General features: G+C 41.7%; 15 protein-coding genes. 11 read left to right on the forward strand and 4 right to left on the reverse strand.

Annotated elements, in window-relative coordinates:
* The first annotated feature begins 100 nt into the window (after positions 1–100).
* The 3 genes from AM506_RS07565 (at position 101) to AM506_RS22710 (ending at position 4520) form a co-directional block, all read left to right on the forward strand.
* Positions 101–2947: a 2-oxoglutarate dehydrogenase E1 component gene (locus AM506_RS07565; RefSeq protein ID WP_060671897.1), complete on the forward strand. Its 2847-nt coding sequence runs from the start codon at positions 101–103 to the stop codon at positions 2945–2947.
* Between the two features lie 19 nt (positions 2948–2966).
* Positions 2967–4208, forward strand: a complete 1242-nt coding sequence (gene odhB, locus AM506_RS07570; protein WP_060671898.1) for a 2-oxoglutarate dehydrogenase complex dihydrolipoyllysine-residue succinyltransferase — start codon at positions 2967–2969, stop codon at positions 4206–4208.
* Positions 4209–4382: 174 nt separating this feature from the next.
* Positions 4383–4520 (forward strand): hypothetical protein, encoded by a 138-nt coding sequence (locus AM506_RS22710; RefSeq protein ID WP_160316859.1) that lies wholly within the window; start codon positions 4383–4385, stop codon positions 4518–4520.
* 80 nt (positions 4521–4600) lie between these two features.
* Here AM506_RS22710 and sda read toward each other — a convergent pair whose 3' ends face one another.
* Positions 4601–4735 carry a sporulation histidine kinase inhibitor Sda gene (gene sda, locus AM506_RS07575; RefSeq protein WP_034758885.1) on the reverse strand — a complete coding sequence of 45 codons (135 nt, stop codon included), beginning with the start codon at positions 4733–4735 and terminating at the stop codon, positions 4601–4603.
* Between the two features lie 384 nt (positions 4736–5119).
* Between sda and AM506_RS07580 the strand changes: the two genes are divergently transcribed.
* The 3 genes from AM506_RS07580 (at position 5120) to AM506_RS07590 (ending at position 8569) form a co-directional block, all read left to right on the forward strand.
* Positions 5120–6754: an AMP-binding protein gene (locus tag AM506_RS07580; protein ID WP_060672151.1), complete on the forward strand. Its 1635-nt coding sequence runs from the start codon at positions 5120–5122 to the stop codon at positions 6752–6754.
* A gap of 193 nt (positions 6755–6947) precedes the next feature.
* Positions 6948–7823, forward strand: coding sequence for a gamma-glutamylcyclotransferase (locus AM506_RS07585; RefSeq protein WP_235576073.1), 876 nt, complete (start codon positions 6948–6950; stop codon positions 7821–7823).
* Between the two features lie 119 nt (positions 7824–7942).
* Positions 7943–8569, forward strand: a complete 627-nt coding sequence (locus AM506_RS07590) for a DedA family protein (RefSeq protein WP_060671900.1) — start codon at positions 7943–7945, stop codon at positions 8567–8569.
* A gap of 25 nt (positions 8570–8594) precedes the next feature.
* Here the strand turns inward: AM506_RS07590 and AM506_RS07595 are convergent, their stop codons facing one another.
* Positions 8595–8924: a hypothetical protein gene (locus AM506_RS07595; RefSeq protein ID WP_060671901.1), complete on the reverse strand. Its 330-nt coding sequence runs from the start codon at positions 8922–8924 to the stop codon at positions 8595–8597.
* Between the two features lie 199 nt (positions 8925–9123).
* On the opposite strand from AM506_RS07595, the gene AM506_RS07600 reads away from it, so the two are divergent.
* From AM506_RS07600 to AM506_RS07620, 5 genes are all read left to right on the forward strand, one after another.
* Positions 9124–9327, forward strand: a complete 204-nt coding sequence (locus AM506_RS07600; RefSeq protein ID WP_060671902.1) for a DUF6501 family protein — start codon at positions 9124–9126, stop codon at positions 9325–9327.
* Positions 9328–9471: 144 nt separating this feature from the next.
* Complete coding sequence (locus AM506_RS07605; protein WP_060671903.1) at positions 9472–10377, forward strand: GNAT family N-acetyltransferase; 906 nt, start codon at positions 9472–9474, stop codon at positions 10375–10377.
* Positions 10378–10510: 133 nt separating this feature from the next.
* Positions 10511–11392: an ATP-binding protein gene (locus AM506_RS07610; protein ID WP_060671904.1), complete on the forward strand. Its 882-nt coding sequence runs from the start codon at positions 10511–10513 to the stop codon at positions 11390–11392.
* Between the two features lie 10 nt (positions 11393–11402).
* Positions 11403–13322, forward strand: a complete 1920-nt coding sequence (locus AM506_RS07615; RefSeq protein WP_060671905.1) for a nitric oxide reductase activation protein NorD — start codon at positions 11403–11405, stop codon at positions 13320–13322.
* Positions 13323–13573: 251 nt separating this feature from the next.
* A complete protein-coding gene (locus AM506_RS07620; RefSeq protein ID WP_060671906.1) occupies positions 13574–15148 on the forward strand; it encodes a cation:proton antiporter in 1575 nt (524 codons plus the stop codon).
* A 155-nt stretch (positions 15149–15303) separates the two neighbouring features.
* On the opposite strand, the gene AM506_RS07625 is transcribed toward AM506_RS07620, so the two are convergent.
* Entirely contained in the window at positions 15304–16599 is a 1296-nt protein-coding gene (locus AM506_RS07625) for an aldehyde dehydrogenase (RefSeq protein ID WP_060671907.1), read from the reverse strand.
* A gap of 288 nt (positions 16600–16887) precedes the next feature.
* Positions 16888–18030, reverse strand: coding sequence for a toxic anion resistance protein (locus AM506_RS07630; protein ID WP_060671908.1), 1143 nt, complete (start codon positions 18028–18030; stop codon positions 16888–16890).
* Between the last annotated feature and the right edge of the window lie 4 nt (positions 18031–18034).

Raw genomic sequence — 18034 nt, forward strand, 5'->3', positions numbered from 1 at the left:
AAAATTACTATTCTTGCATAATGAATACCGTTGATTGAATTGTAAGAATACATGATACMCAAATTATACTAACTGGCAAAATAGTTGGAGGTTTTTCACAATGAAAAAGCAATCTGCAAAAGGGGAACCGTGGCAATCGTTTTACGGACCAAACCTTGGTTATGTAATGGAGGTTTATGAACAATTCCTTGAAGATCCATCAGAAGTAGATCCTGAACTAAAGGAATTATTCGAACAATGGGGGCCTCCCACCGTTGAAGACGTTAAGGTGATCGCGAGCGCCCAGCACGGTGATTCATCGTTTACACTACCCGAACAGCCTACCGCCTTGAGCAAAATGGTGGCTGCGGTTAAATTAGCAGATAATATTCGTACATATGGCCATTTAGCTGCGGATATTAATCCCCTGAATGACCGGAATAAGGATACGAGAAGAATTGAACTTTCCGAGTTTAATCTAACAGAAGAAGATTTAAAGCAAATACCTGTTGATTTCTTATGTCCGAATGCTCCTTCCCATATAAAAGACGGGCTTCAGGCCATTCAGCACTTAAGAGAGGTATACACAAATAAGCTAGCATTCGAATATGCTCATGTTCATGAGCTTGAAGAGAAAAATTGGTTAAGGGAAAAGATAGAATCGGAATCTTATTTCACTCCACTTTCTAAAGAGAAGAAAATCGCGTTATTAAAGCGTCTTGCCCAAGTGGACGGATTTGAAAAATATGTTCATCGTACCTTTGTTGGCCAAAAGCGCTTCTCAATCGAAGGATTGGACACGATGGTTCCATTACTGGACGAGATGGTTCGTTATTCAGTTGAATCAGGTGCTAAAACCGTCAATATCGGAATGGCTCATCGAGGACGTCTGAATGTTCTCGCACATGTCATCGGGAAACCATACGAAATGATTTTTGCAGAATTCCAACACGCTCCGAGTAAGGACTTAATTCCTTCTGAGGGATCAATCGGCATCACGTTTGGTTGGACGGGAGACGTTAAGTACCATTTGGGTGCAGACCGTGAAATTTCTCCACAGCAGTCACCGACAGCCCGTGCACGGGTAACGCTTGCCAACAACCCGAGTCACTTGGAAGTTGTCAGCCCAATCGTTGCAGGATACACACGTGCAGCCCAGGAAGTCCGGGAAGATAAAGGCTACCCTGAGCAATCTCCTGAAGCTTCATATGCCGTGATGATCCATGGGGATGCTGCCTTCCCGGGTCAAGGTGTCGTTGCCGAAACGTTAAATATGAGTCAACTGCGTGGATACAATACAGGTGGATCTATTCACCTTATCGCCAACAACATGATAGGTTTCACAACTGAAAGCCGTGATTCACGTTCGACAAAGTATGCATCAGATACGGCCAAGGGCTTTGAAGTGCCAATTGTGCATGTCAATGCAGATGATCCGGAAGCATGTCTAGCTGCAGCAGTCCTTGCCTATGAATATCGTAAAACATTCGGTAAAGACTTTGTCATTGATTTAATCGGCTACAGACGTTTTGGTCATAATGAAATGGACGAACCGATGGTAACGAATCCATTGATGTATTCTGTCATTCAGAATCATCCAAACGTCAAGAAGATGTATGCGGACAAACTCATCTCAGAGGGCATCGTAACGGATGCAGATGTAGAGAAGATGGATTCTGAAATCGAGGAAGAATTAAAAGCAGCCTATAATAAAGTACCAGCCAAAGACGATGATCCAGATACGGTCCTTGCTCCACCTGAATACGTGGCGAATGGCCTTCCGGAAATCAACACAAGCGTCGATTTCGATAAACTGGAAGGGTTGAACAGCGAACTGCTCCAATGGCCAGAAGGCTTCAATGTTTTCAAGAAATTAGACCGTATCCTGAAGAGACGCAGCCAGGTCTTTGAAGGAAAAGGAAAGATCGATTGGGCACATGCCGAGACTCTTGCCTTTGCATCCATCTTAAAGGATGGCACCCCAATACGATTGACTGGTCAGGACTCAGAACGTGGTACATTTGCTCAGCGCCACCTTGTACTGCATGATGAGAAATCCGGAGAAGAATATATTCCTTTACACAATCTTGAAGATAGTCATGCATCGTTTGTTGTTCTTAATAGCCCTCTTACTGAGACTGCGGTTGTTGGATATGAATATGGGTATAATGTCTTTGCTCCAGAAACACTTGTTCTATGGGAAGCTCAATTCGGTGATTTCTCTAATATGGCACAAGTGATGTTTGATCAGTTCATCTCAGCCGGTCGCGCGAAATGGGGACAAAAAACAGGTCTTGTCATGCTTCTGCCACATGGTTACGAAGGACAGGGTCCTGAACACTCCAGCGCCCGTTTGGAGCGCTTCCTGCAGCTTGGCGGGGAATATAACTGGACAGTCGCCAATTGTTCAACAGCGGGTCAATATTTCCATATCCTAAGACGTCAAGCCGCTATCCTCCAAAAAGAAGAAGTTAGGCCGCTTGTCATCATGACACCAAAAAGCTTACTGCGAAATCAGTTTGCAGCTGTCACGGCAGAAGAATTGGCCAATGGGGAATTTCATTCAGTCCTTGAGCAAAAAGGCCTTGGGGAAAGCACGGATAGGGTTGAAAGAGTTGTGCTATGCAGTGGGAAGATCGCGATTGATTTAGAAGAGAAGCTTCAGGATATCGATGATAAAGACTGGCTGCACATTCTAAGGGTAGAAGAAATTTATCCTTTCCCTAAAGGGGATATCACAGCCATCCTAAAAAGGTATCCAAACCTGAAAGAATTGGTCTGGATCCAGGAGGAACCTAAGAATATGGGAGCATGGACATTTGCGGAACCAAGACTGCGCGACATTGCCCCTGAGGATGTCGATGTACATTATGTAGGGCGTCGCAGACGTTCAAGCCCATCCGAAGGCGAACCAACTGTACACAAAAAAGAACAATCAAGGATCATAAACGAAGCGTTAACCCGATAAGAATGAGGAGGACATCACAGTGGCAGAAATTAAAGTTCCAGAATTAGCAGAATCAATTACAGAAGGTACGATTGCACAATGGCTGAAGCAGCCAGGGGATTATGTTGAAAAAGGCGAATATATCGTCGAACTTGAAACCGATAAAGTAAATGTGGAAGTCATATCAGAAGAAGCCGGCACAATCCAGGAGCTTAAAGCTGATGAAGGCGATACAGTTGAAGTTGGTCAAGTGATTGCCATTGTAGGTGCAGGCGGAGAAGCTAAAGCCACCTCTGATGCAAAGGAAGAAGCGCCTAAGAAGGAAGAAAACGAAGAGAAGACAGAAGAAGCACCAGTTGAAGAAGCACCAGTGAAAGAGGACAAAAAGAATCGTCCGATCGCTTCTCCTGCAGCACGCAAGTTAGCTCGTGAAAAAGGCATCGATCTCTCTGATGTTCCAACAGATCCACTTGGACGTGTGCGTAAACAGGACATTGAAGCATATAGCAATAAACCGGCAGAAGCACCTTCTAAACCTGTAGCAGAGGAGAAAAAGGCTCCAGCAAAGAAAGATGATGGAAAGCCAGTGGTACGTGAGAAAATGTCCCGCAGACGTCAAACTATTGCGAAACGATTAGTCGAAGTTCAGCAGACAGCTGCCATGCTGACGACATTCAATGAGATTGATATGAGTAAAGTGATGGAGTTACGTAAGCGTAAAAAGGACAAATTCTTTGATGACCATGATGTAAGACTTGGTTTCATGAGTTTCTTCACAAAAGCAGTGGTAGCGGCTCTTAAGAAATACCCTTATGTTAACGCTGAAATTGATGGGAATGAAGTCGTCCTTAAGAAATTCTACGATGTTGGTGTAGCCGTATCCACTGATGATGGATTAGTTGTACCTGTCGTACGTGACTGTGAACGTAAGAACTTTGCCGAAATTGAAGGGGAAATCATGGAACTGGCGACTAAGGCCAGAAACAATAAATTATCCCTTGGAGACCTGCAAGGAGGGTCATTCACCATTACAAATGGTGGGGTATTCGGTTCATTACTGTCCACTCCGATCTTAAATGGACCACAGGTTGGAATTCTTGGAATGCATAAAATCCAACTTCGCCCTGTAGCCATTGATAAAGATACAATGGAAAATCGTCCAATGATGTACATTGCCTTATCGTATGATCATAGAATCATTGATGGAAAAGAAGCTGTTGGATTCCTGGCAATGGTTAAAGACTTACTTGAAAACCCTGAAGATTTACTTCTTGAAGGGTAAACAACTCTGATTGAATAATGATAGATGAATGTTTGGCTGATTCATATGACCCCTGGTGGCATATGAGTCAGCTTTTTTTTTCACAAATTTTCACCTGAGGAATAAAATATGGTTAAACAAAATAATGTTTCTTCAAGGAAACTTGTGGACAACAATCAGAAAGGGTGAAAAAATGTGAAAGCTTATCACTCAAAAAAAGTGGTTCAGTATTCCTATCTATTTCATAAGATCGGACTTCTCGATCATGATCAAATTAAGCAAATCGAGGAATACCATGGATTAAAAGTCATGAAAAAAGACAGGCTCAAATGAATTTGAGTCTGTCATCCATATCGTATCTCAGGGGGTGAGATAGTTTGATTGATTTTCAATTTTTATCTTTATTTACAGCGTCAAGATTTCCTAAAAGGTTTCAATCCACGGTTACGAATTTCTTTCTTAAGAAGCGATATCCAGTCTTGATCATTCCCTTGTTTCTCAGCATCACGATAAGCTGCCACCAACTGTTCATTACTTAAGATTTTCATGACCAACCTCCCAGGAAATGTATAAAATATAGAATTTTCTATATTTTCTATATATTCTACATAGAAAACCTTCATTTGAAAAGTGTTTTTTCATAAATTCCGTCTAAAGTTGTATTTTTAGTTTTTTTGTTGAATCTGGTTTAATGAAGGAGTATTTTGTCTGCATCATCCAGCTATACATATTAAGACTTGGTGGATTTTGTCGACGGTACGGTATCGGACTATCTAATCTGATTCTATAGGTACATGTTGATTAGTTTGAAAATTTTAATTTTTGTGATAATATACACGCATAAGGAACTAATAATGTCACCTCTTGAATCACTTGTGGATGGTTCCAATTTATACAGGGTCATAATAAAGGGGGAAAATCATTTGTCGGAGATTTTACACACTACAGTAGGGGATCTTCTCGAAGAAAAAGCACGTATTCAGCCGGACATTGAAGCAGTTGTCTATGCTGATAGGGGGTTAAGGTGGTCCTATCACGAATTCAACCAATTATGCAGACAGGCTGCAAAGGGCTTCATGAATCTAGGCATTAATAAAGGCGATCATATCGCCATATGGGCATCAAACACACCTGAATGGTTAGTGAGCCAGTTCTCTACCGGGAAAATGGGTGCCGTACTGGTCACAGTGAACACAAATTATCGAAGTGCTGAATTAGAATATTTACTAAGACAATCTGACAGTCAGACGATTATTTTGATGGAAGAATTCAGAGGTGCGTCATATATAGACATGCTTTATGAGATCTGTCCGGAATTGAAGTCTTCCGAGCCTGGGAAGTTAAAGAGTGCAAAACTGCCTTTCTTAAAAAATGTGATTGTTTTAGGTGAGAATTCCTATCCGGGTACATATAGCTGGCAGGATATCATGGAGAAAGGGAAAGAAGTGGAAGATAAAGACCTTGATCAAAGACTTTCAACCCTCTCCCCACATGATGTCATTAATATGCAATATACGTCCGGGACGACAGGGTTTCCAAAAGGGGTCATGCTCACGCACTCCAATATCGTAAACAACGGGTATAATATCGCCGGCTGCATGAGGCTTGGCAATGAAGATCGTTTATGCATTCCAGTTCCATTCTTTCATTGCTTCGGGTGCGTACTGGGGGTACTTGCTTGTGTTTCCGTAGGAGCCACAATGGTCCCATTACAGGAATTTGATCCCCGTCAGGTCTTGAAGACGGTCCAGGATGAAAAGTGCACGGGCCTTCATGGAGTGCCTACCATGTTCATTTCTGAGTTAAATCTCCCGGATTTCGATCAATATGATCTCTCCCATCTTCGCACGGGTATCATGGCAGGCAGTAATTGTCCGATTGAAGTGATGAAAGGGGTCATGGACAAAATGGGAGCAGATGAAATCACGATTGCCTATGGTCAGACAGAGTCATCCCCTGTTATCACCCAGACACGTACCCACGATCCGATTGAATTAAAGGTCGAGACCGTTGGGAAATCCTTGCCGAATGTAGAAGTGAAAATTGTAGAGCCAGGTTCAAATCGGGAAGTCCCATACGGAGTCCAGGGAGAATTGTGTACCCGTGGATATCACGTCATGAAAGGATACTATAAGAATGAAGAGGCGACAAGGCTTGCCATTGACGATGAAGGCTGGCTCCATACGGGTGATTTAGCCGTCATGGATGAACACGGATATTGCAGGATTACAGGAAGATTAAAAGATATGATCATTCGAGGTGGTGAGAATATTTACCCTAGAGAGATTGAAGAGTTCCTTTATTCCCATCCTAAGGTTTTGGATGTACAGGTCATTGGGATTCCCGATGAGGTTTATGGTGAAGAGGTCATGGCCTGGATCATTTTGAAGGAAGGACAAACTGCGACCTCTGAAGAGATCAGAGAGTATTGCACTGGTAAGATCTCGCGTCATAAAATCCCAAGATATATTGAATTTACTGATTCCTACCCAATGACTGCCTCTGGTAAGATTCAAAAATTCCGCTTAAGAGAGCAGGCGAAGCAAACCGCCATTCCAAAAAAGTAATTAAAAAATTGTAAGCGTTTCCCTGCAAAGGACATCCCTATCGTAATGATGGGAATGTCCTTTTTTAATGATTCTTCGTATAATGAAAGTAGAGAATACTGAAATTTCAAAGATCATTTGATAAAATATAAGAAAGCCAGTTTGAGTGATTAACTGTAATAAAGTTATGTTAACAAGAGAGAGGGGTAACGTGGTGTACGTGTTTGTCTATGGTACGTTAAGAAGACATGAAAGTAATCATTCCTTATTAAAGGATGCTTCATTGATCCGGGAACAAGCCTGGGTAGAAGGGCTTCTATATGAAACGAATAGAGGCTATCCAGCCATGAAAGAAGGCAATGGTACGGTCTATGGAGAATTATATAAGATCGACTCAGACATCTTAGTGAAGATCGATGAACTTGAGGATTTCCTGGAAGGTCGTGAGGAGAACCTGTTTATCCGCAAGCTTAAGAAAGTTGAAACAGACACCGGAACCCGGGAAGCATTTGTCTTTTATTCCAAAGATAAATCATTATTTCAAGAAGAAATTCCTTCAGGAGATTGGAAGGTCCATCAATTTCTTAAGGGGAAACCCGAAAGAACGCTTTACTTCGCATACGGATCCTGTATGGATGATGATCGATTTAAAAAAGCCCAGGTCGATCGACATTTCAAGGAATGCCTTGGAGCAGGGGTGTTGGAAGGATATACAATGAAGTATCTCTTTCAAGTACATGATGGAGGTCGTGGAGATATCATTGAAGATGGAGGAACGATGGAAGGGGTTGTATATGATATCCCCAGAGAGGCAGTAGAGTACTTGTTTACAAGGGAGGGGGTCACCCCGGGTTGGTACAGAGCGGCTTTCATTGACATACTGATAGACGGCAAACCGTATAACGATGTACTGACCTTTATAGTAAAATTGAAATATAATGAAACGTGTCCCCCTGATCATTACGCCAGGGAAATCCTTAGGGGAAGCCGTCCGCATGTAAGTCAGTCTTACCATGAAAAACTTCAAAAACAGTTAATGGAGATAGGTATGACGAAAGATCAAGTGGAGAATCTCCTTAAGTCAAGTTAAAGGTACAGACACTTCAAGAATCAGCAGTGGTTTTCATGTTAATCAGCTGGGGTATTTAATAAGTGACCAGGTGGGTACCTGGGGAGACACAAATAGTAATGTGTGAAAAGAGGTGTGTGATGGACTTTTTACTTCATTTAGTTGATCAATTCGGTTATATTGCCATGTTTCTGTTTAGTTGGGTCGTGTTTGTGGGATTGCCGGTACCAAACGAACTGGCTGCCGCATTAGCCGGATATCTTTCTGAATGGAGACATTTTAATCCGTACACCTCTTTTTTCTTTATGTATAGTGGACTGATCTCCTATGGGATCTTTGCCTTCATGAATGGCAGGTATTTTGGCACAAAATTAACCTCGCGGATGAGGAATGGGAGCAAATCCAAAAAACTCATTGAAAACGGTGAAGTTTGGCTGAATAAATATGGTCCATTGGCTATTTCATTCAGCTATTTTATACCAGGGATCCGGCTATTCATGCCTTATATTGCAGGTACAACACGAGGGATCTCCTTCATCAAGTATCTTCTTTATGCCCTTCCATCAGCTTTCGTATGGGGAATCATCTATTTTCAGATTGGACGTTACTTCCCTAAGAGCTTCCAGGCACTGTTAGAGGAAGTGAGCCTGAAAGCGGGGATTATTTTTGTCATCCTACTGATCGCACTGATTGTTTATGGACTCTTCTTCACTATGAAAAAAAGTACCCATACAACAAAGTGGAAAAAAGTAAGGTATCGGAAATAATAAAAGACTGATGAAGGTATTTCCATCAGCCTTGCTCATCCATAATGATCGTGAAATACTTCCCGAATACACCTATCGCTTTAACCGTGGTTCTGGAACCATTCTCGTCCTCAAAGATCTTGCCGATCGTGTTAAACAGCAAGTAGCCATTCTTAATATTTGATCCGGTTTCGATCAAGGTTGTATAGGAATTCCCTTCCACTTTTTTGGTGCAGGTTATCGAAGTATGGCACTCGATATCGTATTCAGTCAATAGCCAAGAGTAAAACTGTTCTTCATTCGGCCGATGCGTACTCATATAAAAAAACAGAAGGATGGAGAAAACGATCCCTATTCTGGTTAATCCTTTTTTCACGAATATCGAACCTCTTCCACTAATTTATCTCCTATAATATACCATATAACAATAGGTTGGTGTGACAAAATTCTTAAAAAGTCGACAAAAAAACTATATAACGAGCGTACAGCAGTATTACGATTTAGATAGTAGTTGAACTAATGCGCCTGTAAGAATATACTAGTAGCATAGTTCTATTGAAAAGGAGGGTATCGACTTGATCCATAAGACTTGGACGGAGAATTCATCGAATAAAAAGATAAAGTGTGTACATACGGACGCGAAGAAATATACAGTGGCGAATGTCCTTACAGTTGGAAAAGAATATGAAGTGAAAAACGAATCAGAAGATTACTACTTCGTAATCGATGAAAGTGGCAAAATGGGAGGCTTCTACAAAGAATACTTCGAAGAGGTCTAAACCATCTTCCAGCTGATTTTTTCCTGAACGGAAGAAATCAGCTTTTTTAATGTAAACTTTACGAAAAATATATACTATTCATTTTATTATTTAATGTATTGATCAAAAGGAACTTGAAAATTGGGATGGATGGGGAGAGGACAAATGCAACAGTCATTTAGTAAACGGGTGGTTACTCTACAGGACATGTCATCGCTGAAAGAATTATTTATGAACTATGAACTAAAGGCATTCGGAGAAAGACAAACCAGTGAAGAAGAAATACAAGAAATGGTGGAATCGATTCCAGAAACGGATCGCATAGGTCTTTGGCATAATGGGGAGTTAGCAGCCCTCTCCATTCTGACTGAAAAAGATCATCGCCTTCCTTCTTTAATTCTTGCCAACCCAAATGAACATATGGATCACTATATAAAGGAGATGGTAAAAGAATTAGTATCAACCGCTAGAATCGGTAAAAAAAAGAAAAGTGAAAACAAGACCATCATCCTGTCTGCAAACCTGGAAGTAGAGAAAAAGACCCTCAAACAATGTGGGTTTACTGCAACCCGTTTCTGGTTTCAGATGAAAAAGGATCTTGAAGATTTGACGTTTACCACCATTCCTTCCTCTTATCAAATTTCGAGTTTCAATCCCGAAACTGAAACACAGTGTCTTCATGAACTGTTTGAAGAGGTTTTTTCAGACCATTTCGATTATCACCCGACTGAATTGGAAGAATTCAAGAAGCGTTTTCATCGCCCTTCTTTCGATCCGACTCTTTGGTTTCTATTGAAAGAAGGAGACAATCTGATAGGATTTATCCTTTGTTCTGTCAATGAGGAGACCAGGTTGGGGGAAATCACTCATCTGGGGATTCAGAGAGACTCGCGTCGCAGGGGACTTGCTCATCATTTGCTTTCTTACGCATTTCGCATGTTGAAAGAACGTGGGATGAAGACAGCAGCCCTTTCCGTAGACAGCGATAGCTATACCGATGCCACCATTGTCTATGAAAAAGCCGGTATGTATGTCTATAGGGGATTCACCCGATATGATCTGAACATATAAAAACCATACTACACCCGGAAATGGGTGTTTTTTTCTAGATCTGCCGAAATAATAAATTTGTGCAGACCCTTTGCAGTGGAAGCGCTATTACATGTAGAATGACAAGTATGTGAATTGGAAAGGATGTCAAAGCATGAATTCGGAAAGACGACTACCGGAATCGGTCACTCGTATAATAAATGAAAGAAAACAAGCATTCGCTGGTACTGAGCACCATTCATTGATCGGTGAAGGGGGATATACGGCCAGTGAAGATTATATCATCGAGGACAGCATCATCTCCCTTTCCCTGGGGAAAAATCTTCTCCTTAAAGGACCAACGGGATCAGGAAAAACAAAGCTGTCCGATACATTATCATCAATATTCTCTCAGCCTATGCACAGTATCAACTGCTCGGTTGATCTAGATGCAGAAGCATTATTAGGCTATAAAACGATCAGCGAAAGAGCTGGAAAAAATACCATCGATTTCATTGAAGGACCTGTGATTCAAGCAATGAAAAATGGTCACCTGCTCTATATCGACGAAATCAATATGGCCAAACCTGAAACATTGCCGATTTTAAACGGTGTGTTGGATTATAGAAGAAGTATTACGAACCCATTTACAGGTGAAGTTGTGAAGGCTGCTCCCTCATTTGGGGTTGTAGCTGCTATTAATGAAGGGTATGTAGGTACGGTTCCGTTAAATGAGGCCCTGAAAAATCGATTTGTTGTCATAGACGTACCTTATATTGAAGGAGAAACGCTGAAGAGTGTCATTGAAAGTCAAAGTAAGCTTACGGATGACAAGCTCATCGGCCAATTTGTGGACTTGTCTTCGGATTTACTGATCCAGGTGAAAAATGGACAAATTTCAGAGGAAGCGGCTTCCATACGAGCTCTCCTTGATGCCTGTGATCTGGCTCTGTATCTCCCTGCCAAACGTGCAATACAGAGGGGAATCGTTGATAAGCTTGAAGATGAACGTGAGAAAGCGGCTATTCTGAATATAGCAGAAACCTTATTTGAATGAGGGGTTTGTAATGCACCGATTTATTCAATTTAATGATGAAAATATTGATTCATTTTTAGTGATGGAAATGGCGGATCTTACAAAGACGCTGTCTAAGAATGGGGATATGAATCTGAAATATGGTCCTTTTTCTTATTTGGACTATAAAGAGGAAACGGTCTATGTCAGTCACTTCTGGGACCATCGAAAGCGAGATGACGAAGTCCACGGTTTGAAAAGTGATATCTACTTGAGGACCATCGGTAATCTCCATGAAACGGTGAAAGAAGATGTGATAAAATACATTGAAAAAGTAAAAACAACTTCGGTTCCACGTTTTGCAAAGCAATTGTTTGTCATCGGGGAAGAAATACGATTAGAGGAAATCTGCAAATCCAAACGTCCGGGTACCAAGAGATCATTTGACACGAGAAGAACATTATACCGTCAGCACTTTGAAGCCCAGCTTAAAGTGAATTTGATGAAAAGCGTGTTTACAGATGCTCTGTTCAATTCGATTTACCTTCTTCTACACGCCCAATCCCCGTTGGAACAACCGGTGAAGATTAATGAGGATATTGACCTGGCCATGCCGTTTATTCATGGACAGATTACCCGATTTTATGAGACCCGTCAGACGAAGGATGTCGTGAGGGTAGCTTTGGAGATTGTAGAGGTTGTAGATGAAATAGTCCAAAAAGATATGTTGAATGAATACTTCCATCTGCCTGAGGACGTCTACGAGATGGAAGAAACATCCGGTGAAACATTTGACGATATGAAAAGGAAAGATCCCCTGGAGAATCACGATGTGCTGGAAGAAGAAAGCACGGGGGAAGAGGAAATAATGGATGAAGAATTCCGTACTTGGCACAGGGAAACAAGTGACAAAGGGGAATCTTTCCTGCAGTTCGACCTGGATCAAGGTTCTCAATCCGACCTCATGGGAGAAGGTGTCCGTGAAGGAGATGATGCTGATCAGGCTCTAGCAATGGTTCAAGGCTCCAAGCAGGAGACGGAAAGGGAGCAGTACCATAATGTGAAAGCCGAGGAGCAGGAGAGAGAAGAGTCCGGAGGGGGAGAAAGTGAGTACGGTAAAGACAATCGCTTCGCAGTACCTCATTTTCTTACTCCATCTGTTCCCACTTCTGAAGAGAAGATTGGGTATAGTCAGAACAAAGGAAGGATTGCTCCGTATCAGAAAAAGCTTCAGAAGATGATTGAGAAAACACTGGAACATAAGCGTATACAGCCTCGAAGCGATCTGCATTTTGGCAGATTGAACAACAAGTTATTACGGTTCATAACTGATGATAATCCAAGACTTTTTTATAAAAAGCAGAACCCTTCCTCAGAGATAGATGCCGTGTTTTCTCTACTGGTCGATTGTTCAGGATCCATGTATGACAAAATGGATCAGACGAAGCTTGGCATAACGTTGTTTCACGAATCGTTAAAATCAGTCAGGGTGCCACATGAAGTCGTCGGCTTCTGGGAAGATACGAATCGTGCGACCAAGACCAGTCAGCCGAATTACTTAAACCCTGTGTTGGATTTCTATACATCCCTGAAACCAGGCAGTGGTTCTGAAATCATGCAGCTTCAGCCGGAAGAGGACAATCGGGATGGTTTTGCCATCCGTTTGATGACAGAACGAATTTTGATGCGGAATGAAAAACAAAAATTCCTTCTTGTTTTTTCAGATGGTGAGCCTGCAGCCATGGAGTATGAACAGAATGGAATTGTCGATACTCATGAAGCAGTTTTGGATGCACGGAAAAAGGGAATCGAAGTCATCAACGTTTTTTTATCAAACGGTGAAATCGATGAGTCCCAAAGAAAAACCATCCAGAATATTTATGGAAATTACAGTATCCTTGTTTCAGATGTGGAAGAACTTCCGGAAGTATTATTCCCTTTACTCAGGAAGCTCCTGTACAAGAGTATTTGAATGATAAAAATGACGACTACCGGGTTCCTCGGTAGTCGTCATTTTTTTTCCCTGACTTTATATCCTTTATCCTGGTTTTGGAAGGGAAAATGTTAATCCTAAGGAATTTTCTGTATACTAAAGAAAGATGAGAGTAGTTTAACTGGTAGGTTGTGTCGTGAAGATGAGTCTTTTTATACACAAAAGGGTAGGTTAGTAAATAGGCATGATAGGGAAAGAGAAAGTAGTGTACAAGGGAGGAAGGAACATATATGCATGAGTTGGATATGCACCATATTTTCGAACTGGGTCTTATATTAGTCATGATTGCAGCCGGTATAACAGCGATATCCAAGAAATTCAAGCAGCCCTATCCAATTGCTCTCGTGATTGTTGGAGCGCTGATCGGTTTATTCAATATACCTGTTTTGGAGCCGCTTAAAGCCTTCATTACCGAAGGAGAAGTCTTTAATTTCGTCATTATCACCTTGTTCTTACCAGCTTTACTCGGAGAAGCGGCATTGAAGCTTCCTTATTCCCATCTAAAGGCGAATAAAGAACCGATCATCGCTTTGGCATTCGGGGGCACATTGATTTCATTTTTGATCATCGGTTTTTCAGCGTATTATTTCTTTGATTTCTCCATACAGGCAGCTTTTGTCTTTGGAGCACTAATGAGTGCCACAGATCCTGTCAGTGTATTAAGCATCTTCAAGAGTGTGGGTGTAAAGAAGAGATTGGCCGTTGTGATTGAAGGCGAAAGCTTATTCAATGATGGTTTGGCTGTTGTATTATTCAATATTTCCGCCTTTTATCTTGTGTCATATATCGATGCTGGATGGGCGGGCCTTGGAAGTGGATTGTGGGAATTCATCAGGGTAGTCTCATTGGGAGTAATCATTGGTGGTTCTTTGGGATATGCCTTTTCGATTTTAACCAAGTACTACGATGATTATCCCCTTGAGATTATTTTCAGTGTGATCCTGTTTTACGGTTCCTTCCTACTGGCGGAAAGCGTTCATGCTTCAGGGGTCATAGCAGTGGTCATAGCAGCACTGATATTCGGAAATTTCGGCGGGAAGATCGGGATGAGTCCCACTACCAAGCTGAATATCAACAGTTTCTGGGATGTTGCAGCATTACTGGCGAATTCTCTGGTTTTCCTAATGGTCGGCCTTGAGATAACAAGGATTGACCTCATGGAGAAGTGGCCATACATATTCGCAGCCATACTTGTCGTATTAGTGGCAAGGAGTATAGCCGTTTACACAAGCTTGTCCCTTATCGGGAACTTCCCGCATATGTGGAAGCACATATTGAATTGGGGAGGATTAAAAGGCTCTCTCTCAATTGCTCTTGTACTGAGTCTGCCACGGGACTTCCCAGGCAGGGAAGACGTGTTGATCCTTGGTTTTAGTGTTGTATTATTCAGCTTGGTTGTCCAGGGACTTACCATTAAACCGTTAATCAATGTATTGGGCATCAAGCCGAAAGAGGAAGGTCATGAGGAATTCGGAAAATTACTCAGTCAGCTTCATCGTTATGAAACGGCGATATCAGAGATCCATCGTGTGAAACAGAAGCTCTATATTACTGACCCGGTATCGGGTGAGCTCATTGATACTTACAAGAAAAGAATCGATATGCTCAAAGCTCAATTGGATGACTTATTTGACCGGAATCCGGTACTAAAAGAAAACCAGCTCGCCACCCTTAGGAAACACGCCTTGTATGCAGAATATGAGGCAGTTGCAAAGCTTGAAAAAGAAGAAATCATCAGTAGTGCGATTGCGGAGAATGAATATGACAGCATCACAGACAGCATCGTCCACAACGAGGAGAAATGAATGAAGTAATGTAGAAGATAGAAGGTGAACCTGGCCACATTAGTAAAGGACCATGAGCTCTTATCAAAAGAGCTCATGGTCCTGTTTTTAGTTATCGAAAGAATGAAATTCCTGTGTTAACAAGGACAATCCTCAAGTATCATGATTATAATATTCTAGCGTTTCAAGATGCTCTTGAAATGGGAGAACGTATTGAAACTTGCTTTACCATGATATGCACCCATTCCGCTGGCGCCAACCCCACCGAAAGGAAGATAGTGAGATGTCATGTGATTGATTGTATCATTGATAGCGCCACCTCCAAATGAGATATTCATCAATATTTCATCCTGAAGGGCTTCACTTTCAGAGAAAAGATAAAGCGCCAACGGCTTTGGACGGTTTAAAATTTGATTAATCACTTCGGAAGTGTCGTCATATTCAATGATCGGAAGGATCGGTCCGAAAATTTCATCTTCCATGATGCGATCTTCCCAAGAAATTGAATCAAGAATTGTCGGTTCGATCACGAGATTATGACGGTCTGAATCTCCACCGGTAACAATCTTCCCATTGTCCAGAAAGCTTTTCAGACGATCAAAATGCCTTTCGCTAACAATATGTCCAAATTCTGGGTTATGAATGATATCCTCCCCGTAACTAGCTAGGATGGCTCCTTTCATTTTCTCCAACAGCTCATTCTTTACTTCGCTGTGGACGAGAACATAATCCGGAGCGACACATGTTTGACCCGCATTTGCAAACTTTCCTCTTGCAATTCGTTTCGCCGCTTCATCAATGTCCGCATCTGAATGTACTATGGCAGGACTTTTACCACCAAGTTCAAGTGTGACGGGTGTTAAATGCTTAGCTGCAGCTTCTGCCACGATTTTCCCGACACCAGTGCTTCCAGTGAAGAAAATGTAATCGAAATTTTCCTTAAGCAATGCAGTGCTTGTTTCAACTTCTCCTTCGACGACATGAAGGTATTCTTCCTGAAAATGGTCATTGATCATGCCTGCAAGCAGTCTTGAAGTGTTCGGGGTCAATTCCGATGGTTTCAGGACAGCTGTGTTTCCGGCAGCAATCGCTCCAACAAGGGGTGCAACGGCAAGTTGGAATGGATAGTTCCATGGAGCGATGACAAGGATCGAGCCATAGGGCTCAGGATAAATGAAGCTCTTTGCATCTCCATGTGTATCAGGTGTTTTAACTTCCTCTGGTGATGCCCATCCAGTAAGGTTCTTTATAGTAAAGTCGATTTCACCAAGGACCATGCCGACTTCTGCCCGCTTAGCTTCTATTTCCGGCTTATTCAAATCTTTCTTTACAGCTTGTAGGATGTCAGTTTCATGTGTTTGGACAAGATCCTTTAACTTAGTCAAAGCTTCGATCCGGAAGCTGGTACCTTTTGTTTTGCCGGTACAAAAGAATGATTGCTGTTTATTTATAAGTTCTTGATAGTTTTCCATGATAAAAAACTCCTTTTCTAATTAAGTGACAGGTGACACTTATGCTTTTCCCTTATTATTACGTAAATACTCTTGGGATTTATTTCTTGTGTTCCAATAAAATTGTGTGCAATTTATTGAGGTGTCAATTATTTGCATGTGGAGAATGATAGTATAATCAATTCGGATATGCAAGATATATGATTCAGGGATTGGATAAGGGAGAATACTATTGCCGGTCTAAAATCAATAAGCCCTTCCCACGATAAGATACGTGGGAAGGGCCAATGCTCATATTGATTACGCTTTTTACTTTCTAATTTCGATGAGTTTTTGTTTCAAATCATTTTCCATTGTGACCATTTCCTGTTCTGCCTGTTGTCGCTTTTGTCTGCCTTCTGCCTGGATGGCCAATGTTTCTTCAATCGTGGAGATCAGGTTTTCCTGGGTTTTCTTCAGGGTGTCGATGTCTATGATTCCCCGTTCGTTTTCTTTAGCGGTCTCGATGCTATTTGTTTTGAGCATCTCGGAATTCTTTAATAGCAGCTCGTTAGTCGTGCGTGATACCTGCTTTTGAGCGGCTACAGCCTTCTGTTGATTCAGAAGGGTAAGAGCGATCGCGATTTGATTCTTCCAAAGGGGAATCGCAGTAAGGACAGAAGCTTGAATTTTTTCTGCCAATGCTTGATTTGTATTTTGTATCAAACGGATTTGAGGGGCGGACTGAATTGTCATTTGCCTGCTCAGTTTCAAATCATGTATTCGTTTATCCAATCGATCCAGGAACTGCATGGTGTCATTGACTTCCTGGTAGATCAATTCATCATCGGTTTCTTCTGCTTTCTTACGCAAAGAAGGGAGGAGAGTGTGCTGGATTTCTTCCCGTTTAAATTCAGCAGCGGCAATGTACATATTAAGGGCTTGGAAGTAGTCTTTATTTTTTTCATATAAGGTTTCCAATAATCGATTATCATCGAGCAACGTCTTCTTTGAATGCTCCAGTCTGACTGAAATCCGATCAATCTGAGATCCGATTTTTTGGTATTTAGAAAGCACTTCCTGTAAAGAGGATGAAACTTTGCGAAAGAGCTTTTTAAATACGCCTTTTTGTTTCGCATTAAGCTCATCGGGATTCATTTGCTCGAGCTTTTTCATTAAATCGCCTAACACGTCACCGATCGGACCGATGTCCCGTTTTTGCACATGATCCAGCATTGAATGGGAGAATGTCGACAATTGGGTCTGGGCCGCTGTTCCATATTTTAGAATGGCTTCATAGTCCTTGTAGTCGATTTGAGCTGCTAATTGTTTGGCTTTTTCCTGCTGTTCTTTAGGCAAACGGTCAAGTAAAAGGGGGGACTTTTCTTGTTCGTTCAAAGCAGGCATTTCTTCCCCAAATGGGTTTGAAAGCAATAAATCCAGTTCTGATTGTTCATTTCGTTGTTCCATCATAAAA

Source organism: Rossellomorea vietnamensis (assembly GCF_001305855.1).
Lineage (GTDB): Bacteria > Bacillota > Bacilli > Bacillales > Bacillaceae_B > Rossellomorea > Rossellomorea vietnamensis_A.